Annotated in this window: 7 protein-coding genes; 1 reads left to right on the forward strand and 6 read right to left on the reverse strand. The window is 44.7% G+C overall.

The window, feature by feature from the left end; translation table 11 throughout:
• Window positions 1–44: 44 nt before the first annotated feature.
• Window positions 45–1,481, reverse strand: a complete 1,437-nt coding sequence (locus Q8K48_00510; protein ID MDP1850882.1) for an NCS2 family permease — start codon at window positions 1,479–1,481, stop codon at window positions 45–47.
• A gap of 97 nt (window positions 1,482–1,578) precedes the next feature.
• Window positions 1,579–2,247 carry a hypothetical protein gene (locus Q8K48_00515; protein ID MDP1850883.1) on the reverse strand — a complete coding sequence of 223 codons (669 nt, stop codon included), beginning with the start codon at window positions 2,245–2,247 and terminating at the stop codon, window positions 1,579–1,581.
• Window positions 2,248–2,328: 81 nt separating this feature from the next.
• Here Q8K48_00515 and Q8K48_00520 point away from each other — a divergent pair, with 81 nt between their 5' ends.
• Window positions 2,329–3,063: a DUF554 domain-containing protein gene (locus tag Q8K48_00520; GenBank protein ID MDP1850884.1), complete on the forward strand. Its 735-nt coding sequence runs from the start codon at window positions 2,329–2,331 to the stop codon at window positions 3,061–3,063.
• Between the two features lie 10 nt (window positions 3,064–3,073).
• On the opposite strand, the gene Q8K48_00525 is transcribed toward Q8K48_00520, so the two are convergent.
• From Q8K48_00525 to Q8K48_00540, 4 genes are all read right to left on the reverse strand, one after another.
• Complete coding sequence (locus tag Q8K48_00525; GenBank protein MDP1850885.1) at window positions 3,074–4,114, reverse strand: NAD(P)-dependent alcohol dehydrogenase; 1,041 nt, start codon at window positions 4,112–4,114, stop codon at window positions 3,074–3,076.
• Window positions 4,115–4,118: 4 nt separating this feature from the next.
• Window positions 4,119–4,763: a thymidine kinase gene (locus tag Q8K48_00530; protein MDP1850886.1), complete on the reverse strand. Its 645-nt coding sequence runs from the start codon at window positions 4,761–4,763 to the stop codon at window positions 4,119–4,121.
• 21 nt (window positions 4,764–4,784) lie between these two features.
• The gene (locus Q8K48_00535) at window positions 4,785–6,635 is read right to left on the reverse strand and encodes an acyltransferase family protein (protein MDP1850887.1); all 1,851 of its coding nucleotides are present in this window, start codon (window positions 6,633–6,635) and stop codon (window positions 4,785–4,787) included.
• Window positions 6,636–6,637: 2 nt separating this feature from the next.
• A partial coding sequence (locus Q8K48_00540; protein ID MDP1850888.1) for an adenine phosphoribosyltransferase occupies window positions 6,638–7,150 on the reverse strand: 513 nt, incomplete at its 5' end.

The raw sequence follows: 7,150 nt of genomic DNA on the forward strand, positions 1-7,150 counted from the left end.
ACCCGCAGATTTTTCTGCGGGTTCTTAGTTGATTTCTTAATGTTTTAGCCGATCCAAGCGTTTATTGGCGATGTAAAGAAGTAGATTATGAATAATCCAGATACTAGAAGCAGTAGAGGATGAACTTCCTTGCGTCGACCTTGAACAAGGCGAATGACTACATGGGATATGAAGCCAGCACCGATTCCAACTGAAATATTGTATGTAAATGGCATCAAAATGATTGTCAAGAATGCCGGAATCGCAATTCCATAATCATCCCAATCGATTTTCTTGATTTGGGTCATCATTAAGAAACCTACGATAACAAGTGCCGGTGTTGCCGCTTCATATGGAATGACCGCAACAAGTGGAGCAAGGAAAGTTGTCAGTAAAAATAGAAAACCTGTAACAATAGATGCCAGTCCAGTTCGCGCACCTTCACCAACGCCAGCGGCAGATTCAATGTAACTAGTATTTGATGAGATGCTTCCGGCGCCACCGGCTACGGCAGCTAGCGAATCAACTAGCAAGATACGATCATTGTTTGGAATATTTCCATCTCTATCAATGAGATCAGCTTCATAACCTATGGCAGTAACCGTACCAACGGTGTCAAAGAAATCTGAGAGTAGAAGTGTAAATACCAAGAGAATGCAAGCGATTAGAGATATCCGGTCGAAGGAGCCAAACAGGTTGAAATCTCCAAATAGAGAAAAATCAGGTTTGCCCACTACATCGGATGGGATAACCGGGATGTTAAGACCCCATCCCTTTGGATTAACTTCACCGGTAGCTCCATTAAAGCCAGGACCTATTTTAAATGCAGACTCTACTGCGATAGCTGCAACAGTTGCTGCAGCGATTCCAATGAGTAGCGCACCTTTAACTTTCTTTACCATTAAGATGATCATTAAAAAGAGTCCGAGAGCAAAGATGATAATTGGCCATCCGACAAGCGTTCCGTTATCACCCAAAGTAACAGGAACTGGACCTGCGCCGGTTTTTCTAACAAATCCAGCATCAACTAGCCCAATGAGTGCAATAAATAGGCCAATACCTACAGATATCGCGATCTTCAATTGAGATGGAACGGCCCTGAAGACGGCAGTTCTAAATCCAGTTAAAACAAGAATCGTAATGATGATTCCCTCAAGAACTACTAAGCCCATAGCTTCGGCCCATGTCATTTGAGATGCAATTCCAACGGCAACAAAAGTGTTTAACCCTAACCCTGTTGCAAGTGCAAGTGGGTAGTTACCAACAACGCCCATGAGAATCGTCAGAATTCCAGCCATTAAAGCGGTCATGGCAGCAACAGCAGCTAAGTTTGGTGCATCTCCACCGCCGAGATACTTTCCATTCACATCCTTGGAAAGACCGATAATTAAGGGGTTGAGAGCAACGATGTATGCCATTGTGAAAAATGTGACGAAACCGCCGCGAATTTCACGAGCTACGGTTGACCCACGTTCTGTAATTTTGAAATATGAATCGAGCATGGATTATCCCTTTCTGTTTTGGTATCGGGGGTGTTTACGACCCCGTGTGCAGTGAATCGGCCAACACAAAGGCCGGGGGATATGAGAAGGCTAATGGTTAAGGTGTAGTAAGACGGGCTACGACACCGAGAGCGATAGCAATAGATTGCCCGATCAAAGCGGCAAATAAGAGCGTACCAAGGCCTACATTGCCCCCCAGTAGGGCACCTAGAGCTACCACGGTTAGTTCAATGCCTAAACGTACTCGGCCAACTCGAACTCCCGATCGATTATGGATTGCCGTCATCAATCCATCGCGAGGTCCGGGTCCTAAGCCGCAGGTAATATAGAAACTAGTTGCAACTCCAACCATACCGATTCCCAAAAGTGCGAAAACAACGCCCGCAAAAAAACTATCTTGCACAGGAATAACTGAAACTCCTACTTGAATCGCAATCGCAATTATCACCAAATTAGAAATTGTTCCAAAGCCTGGTTTCTCTCGAAGTGGAATCCAAGCAAGTAAAACCACCGCGCTTATGAGAAAAGTTGACCACCCCATAGTGATGTTTAGATGATTCGAAATTCCCTGAGCGAGTACTGACCAAGGAGTATTACCAATATTGCTCTGAATGAGAAAAGCGTCGCCTACACCAAATATGAAAAGAGCAGCGATGAGAATGAAGGTTCTCAGAGGGTTTAAATCCCATCGCCCACTTGCTGTCCAGGGAGTTATTGGAACGCTTCGATGAGGACGCAGGAACTCCATTATTGGATTGGATGACATTGTGGGAGTCTATTGCCTCTAATGTATTTAGAGGGTATTTAGATGTTGCATCTATATTTAGTTTTGCGTAACCTTTGCAGAATGTTTCCTGGAGTTGGCACCGTAATAAATGTAATAGCGATAGTTATTGGTGCATCGTTCGGAGTACTAGTAGGAAATCGCATGGGTATTCGTACTCGGATTTTGCTAACAGATGTTCTTGGATTAGTCGTTTTGGTAAGTGCTGCTTCTGCCTTGATTCCCATGTGGTCTACTAGGTATACCTCGGCATTTGCCCAAGGTTGGGCATTACTTGTTATTTTAGGATCACTGCTCATCGGCGGGCTCATAGGATCTGCACTTGATCTTGAATCTAGATTAGATCACATGGGGGAGCAGTTGAGAAGGCGCTTTAAAGCTTCTAAGGAGAGCCCTTTTGTTGAAGGTTTTGTTTCGGCCGCGCTCTTATTTGCCATTGGACCTTTAGCTATTCTTGGATCTATTAGTGATGGAATGTCTACCGGCATTGATCAACTCTTGCTTAAAAGTACTTTAGATTTTTTTGCAGCGATGGCCTTTGCTAGCTCATTGGGATGGGGAGTTGCCGCATCGGCAATGCCGGTGGCAATTTATCAGGGCTTTTGGACAATTACTGGGTTATCACTCGGTGAAATTTTGAGCCCTTACCAAATTGATGCGATGACGATAGTGGGTGGCATACTGCTTATAACAATTGCTTTAAAACTACTTAATATTAAGAGCGTTGCAGTTGCCAACCTTCTTCCTGCACTTGCAATAGCTCCAATACTTGCATTGCTTGTGCACAGTTTTAATTAAGACACATGAGTTAAAAAGTTGAAGCGTCAATCACAAATCTATATTTAACATCACTGGCAACGGTTCGCTCGTACGCAACATTGGCATAATCTGCAGAAATTACTTCAACATCACTCACAATTGAATGTTGGCCGCAAAAATCAAGCATCTCCTGCATCTCTGGAATTCCACCTATCATCGATCCAGCGATTCGGCGGCGACCATCAAGAAGAGAACCTACGTTGACACCGTAAGGTTTACCTGGCAGTCCAATGACAACGAGTGTGCCATCCAATTTGAGAAGATTCAGATATACGTTAATATCCAATTCGGCGCTCACTGTATTCAGTATCAAGTCAAAGGTTTTATACAGTGGTTTCAAGAGCGATGTATCTTTAGTAACAACAAAGTGATCAGCACCCATTGCTCTTGCATCGCTCTCTTTGTCGGGAGAGTGTGAAAAGACTGTAACTTCAGCGCCCATTGCATGTGCAAACTTAACTCCCATGTGGCCAAGACCGCCTAAACCCATCACGCCTATTTTCATCCCAGGACCGGCGCCCCATGTACGAAGCGGCGAGTACAAAGTTATCCCAGCACACAAAAGTGGAGCCACTCCAGAAAGTGGGAGATTTGAGGGTATATGTACTGCATAATCTTGATCAATGATGAAGCTATTTGCATAACCACCATAAGCAACGCTCGTACCATCACGCTCGAGAGTGTTATATGTACCGGTCATTCCCTCTTCACAATATTGCTGTAACCCTTGTAAGCAGCTAGTGCACACTCGACATGAATCGATAAAGACACCGACGCCGATGAGATCTCCCACGGCAAACTTTGTTACAGAATCCCCAACGGAAGTTACAACGCCAGCAATCTCATGGCCTGGAACCATAGGAAATATCGCCGGACCCCACTCTTGACGAACTTGGTGAATATCAGAGTGACAGATTCCGGTGAATGAAATATCTAAAACCACATCATTTGCACCTAAGTCGCGTCGTTCAAACTCAAAAGGAGTCAAAAGAGCGCTAGGGGTGATAGCTGCTAGGCCACGTGATTTCACGGCTTTACTCCTTAAATGGAAGAGGTTGTGATGATATGTGTCCGGCGCGTGAAGCGCGGGCTGTAACGTGTCGCATATGGTGGCGGCGACACAAGACTTCATATGCAATCTCTGCACCCGGTGTCACATCACCAACCACTACTTGTTCGCCCTCAATAACCATTGTCCCACCTTGTGTACGAGCGTTGTGGGTAGCCCTAGAGCCGCACCAGCACAACGCTTCAACTTGGAGAGCATGAATTCGATCAGATAGTTCAATCAATCGAGCCGAACCTGGAAATAGCAAAGTTTGGAAGTCAGTGAGAATGCCAAAGGCGAAAACATCGATTCCCAAACCATCTACGATTTTGGCGAGTTGTTCAATTTGTTCTCTTTCATAAAACTGGGCTTCATCGCAGATTATGTAATCGATTCGATCGCCAGCAGATAGATGGTCAACGACATGTTTGTGTAAATCTAGCTCGGGAGTAACTTCAATGGCCGGAGATGAGAGTCCCAGACGCGATGAAATCACACCAGTACCTGCACGATCCTTATTAGTGAAGATAACTCCACTGCGTCCCCGACTATGGTGGTTATGAGCCGTTTGAAGCGCAAGAGTTGATTTACCACTATCCATAGTTCCGCAGTAATAAATTAACTCAGCCATGAAAACTATCTTGCCACACCATCAGGCAAAGAGCCCCTTCTCCTTTAATGCCGACTCTAACAATGGCATCAAATGAAGAGACATTGCTATCGAAATGTGTGACCTATCACGATAGGCGACGATGGAGTCCTTTATTGCCGGGCAGATATCGGTGCAGAGCCATGGAGTTGGGTCAATGACCTTAAAACCCGGGACTACTAGGTTTAGTGATTTTTCGGAGGTATCACATTCGAAGGCCTTTTGTGTGGCAAGGCACGAGGGGATATCTACTTTGGGGTGGGGAGTATCACTAATATAAATTAAGTTCTCACTTGCTCCCTTGAGTGAGTTGAGTAGTTTTATCTGACCATTCCTCCACCACAGTTCTGGATTTGGATATTTGTCTGGAGCTGAAAAGTACTGAAAACTACTCATGATTACGGCAATTGGTTTGATTTCATTAATCCGTTGATATGAGTATTTTCGCCACTGCGCGCAGTTTATATATTTGAATCCACCTCTATCATCCCTGGGAGCATCGACCGCTGGACATGCTGATTTTGTAAGTGATACCAATTTAATTCCTCTTTTAATGGCGATTTTTTCAAGTGCAGGAAACCATTGTGCCGCGTGAGAATCACCATAAAGAACGATAGTTTTTTTAGATTTGATATCCCCATATGTACAGTAACCAGATCTATTGCCTCTATGTGAAACGTGGCAACCATCGCCAACCACAATCGGTTTAGCTACTACTTCGGCTAAATTAAAGGTAAAGGCGGTTTTGCCACTTGTTGATACTAGCGCTGGTACCGATGTTGAAATGAAAACCGCTAGCGCAAGGGAGGTTGCCGTCGTTGCTAAAGCCGCCAGATAGATCTTCTTTGGTGCAATCTTCATATGTCTAAGCGGCTCTTCTATAGCTCTGTTTGTAACATCGGCCAAAATCACGGTGAGAATAATGCACAAGAATCGCTCGAGAAGAGTTAAAGGGCGGCCAAGTGCGCTACTTGGAATAACTAATGCTGGCCAATGCCACAGATAGAGTGGATAAGATATTTTTCCTAGCCATTGACTCACGCGATTATTTGATAAGTCATTTAGAATTGGCGGCCACTCTGCAATGGTTGCTATCAGAAGAGCGGTACCAAGGACTGGAAGAAGTGCATTGACTCCAGGAAATGCTGTTCCATCACTAAAACCAAATGATGCTACAAAAACTGCAGTCAACCCTACCCACGGGAGAAAGCGATACGCAAAAAACCGTGACGGTATAAAGAGTAAGAGAGCCCCAACGCCTAATTCCCACGCTCGTGTAGATAGTGAATAGAAGGCCCAAATAGGTGAACTCTGAGTTTGATAAATCGAGAGTACGAGCGAGAGCGTAGTTATAGTTAAAACTCCATTTAATATAGCTCGCTTGCCTTTTCGCGCAAATACAATGAGGAGTACAGGCCACACTAAGTAAAACTGTTCTTCAACTGCCAGCGACCAATAGTGAATAAATGGCGAAGGAGTAGCGTCGAGATTTTGATAATCATTTTCCCACCATGCAAAAAGATAGTTCGAAATATATGTCGCAGCTGCAAAAAAATCTCGACCAAGCTCGTCACGATTTATTGAGGGTAAAACAAACCACGAGACTATTGCCGTTGCAAATAGAACAAAAATCGATGTTGGGAGAAGGCGCTTTATACGCCGTTGATAAAAAGCGGCGAGATCAAGTTTTCCAGTGGTATCCAATTCGCGCAGAATTAGGCCAGTAATAAGGTAACCCGAAATGACATAAAAAATATCAACACCAATGAATCCGCCAGGTACCAAACGAGCGTGGAACAGGGTAACTACTATTGCGGCAAAAGCTCTAAGACCTTGAATTTGTAAAACGCGCACCGCTATAAAACTAACAAAGATCTAATTGCTATTTCAGGATACTGGGCACTGAGTGCGCTGCGTCCGTCTAATCCCTTTATTTCAATGAGGGTTAGAACCGCTTCGACACGTGCTTGGCTTCTATGTATGAGCTCAATTGCTGCCGCAATTGTTCCTCCTGTTGCCAAAACATCGTCGATTAAAAGTACTGATGCACCTGGTGCGATTGCATCACTATGAATCTCTAAAGTATCAGTGCCGTATTCAAGGCCGTAGTTTTGGGAGATAGTGTGGTGGGGTAGTTTTCCGGCCTTTCGGATGGGCACAAAGCCAGAGTTCAGTTCATGGGCGACGGCCGATGCGAAAATGAAGCCTCGTGCCTCAATGCCGGCCACTAATGTTCCAACCGTTGCAAAGGAGGCTAATTTTCTAGTAATAGCAGAAAATGCTTCACCATTGGCTAATAGGGGAGTTATGTCCTGGAAACGGACTCCCGGCTTTGGATAGTCAGGGATTTCACGGATGAGCGAGAGCGC

This window comes from Candidatus Planktophila sp. (genome assembly GCA_030681675.1).
Lineage (GTDB): Bacteria > Actinomycetota > Actinomycetes > Nanopelagicales > Nanopelagicaceae > Planktophila.